The sequence below is a fragment of the uncultured Fretibacterium sp. genome (genome assembly GCF_938040765.1).
Classification (GTDB): domain Bacteria; phylum Synergistota; class Synergistia; order Synergistales; family Aminobacteriaceae; genus CAJPSE01.
This window is the reverse complement of the sequence record NZ_CALIAA010000305.1, coordinates 1-1342: the sequence shown is the minus strand read 5'-3', so window position 1 is coordinate 1342 and position 1342 is coordinate 1. Positions and strand designations below refer to the sequence as shown.

Genomic DNA, 1342 nt, shown 5'->3' with positions numbered 1-1342 from the left:
GTTTTGATCGGCGCTTCCCTGTACACAGCCGATGGATCACAGAGCCCTGTCAATTCGCCATCGGTTCCCATTTCTCCAGAAAAACCAGTTTGTTCCCTTTGGCCTGGAAGATAGAGGCGGGCTTGTTCATAGGATTGTGAGTATCCTTGTCGACCGTCCACTTGAAATGGGTTACCTGCAGATCCTTCGTGTTCTCGATGGCGTCCCGGACCGCGGAGCCCTCGACCGAACCGGCAGACGCAATGGCGTTTGCGACCATCAAGACGATGTCGTATCCGAACACTGCGTTCATGACCTCTGTCGCATCCCGTCCATACTCTTTTTTATAATCGTTCTTGAAGGGATCCAAAAGAGGGTCATCGGCGCTCACCGGATAAACCCAATAGGTTCCCTCCATTGCTTCCCCCGCTATCTCGAACATGTTGGGGCTGTAACCGTTGCCCCCCATAAAATACGGTTTCCAGTCGAGCTCGGCAGCCTGTTTGATGACCAGCGCCATCTCTTTGTAGAGCATCGTCAGGGCAACCGCATCAGCTCCCCACTCCTTCGCCGCGGTCAACTGAGCCCGAAAATCGACATCCCCTCCGCGATAGGCCCAAAACCGATTTTCGACGCCCAGTTCATCCGCCCGCTTCTTGACGTATTCCGTCAGGCCCTCCGAGTAAGCGTCACCAATGTCACCGAGGATGGCCAGTTTTTTTGCCCCACACTTCTTGATCAGATAATCCGCTATAACCATCCCCTGATAGGGGTCCGTGTAGCTGATGCGAAACATGTAGGGCCGAACTTTTCCCGTATCGGGGTCCACGGTCACGGCCAGGTTCGATGCGGTGCTGGAGACGATGGGAACCTGAGCCTTGTCCGCAATAGGAGCAACAGCAATCTGAATACCGCTGTAATTGCTGCCTCCCACCGCCGCAACCTTATCCTCGTACATGAGCCTTCGGACCGCTATGACAGCCTCCTCGGGTTTTCCCTTGATATCGTAGCATACCAGCTCGAGAGGACGCCCAAGTACGCCCCCTTTCGCGTTGATGTCCTTGACGGCCAGCAGAGCCCCATCCCGTTCATGCTGACCCCAGGTCGCGCCCTCTCCCGTCAGGGTGACAATGTAGCCGATCTTGATGGGGTCGGAAGCAAACCTTATCCCTCCGAAAAGCACGATGAAAAGCCAAGCTCCTCCAAGAAACTTAAAAACCTTCATTACTTATCATCCTTTCTCAACCGACAGCCCCAGTGTTTCCCAAGCCACCTTTGTGTTGCCGAAAGCTGCAGGAGAGAATAACATAGTTTATAAAATATATCAATAGTAAAATTAAGTTCATGATTATATTGAAAAAAA

The 1342-nt window shown here is 52.7% G+C and carries 1 protein-coding gene; it reads right to left on the bottom strand.

Translation table 11 applies throughout. The features are described 5' to 3' along the window. Positions 1-49: 49 nt before the first annotated feature. Complete coding sequence (locus tag Q0176_RS10695; RefSeq protein ID WP_299302745.1) at positions 50-1204, bottom strand: ABC transporter substrate-binding protein; 1155 nt, start codon at positions 1202-1204, stop codon at positions 50-52. Between the last annotated feature and the right edge of the window lie 138 nt (positions 1205-1342).

Coding starts and splice junctions, on each gene's coding strand:
- Q0176_RS10695 (WP_299302745.1), bottom strand. CDS start 1,204: ATGAAGGTTTTTAAGTTTCTTGGAGGAGCTTGGCTTTTCATCGTGCTT.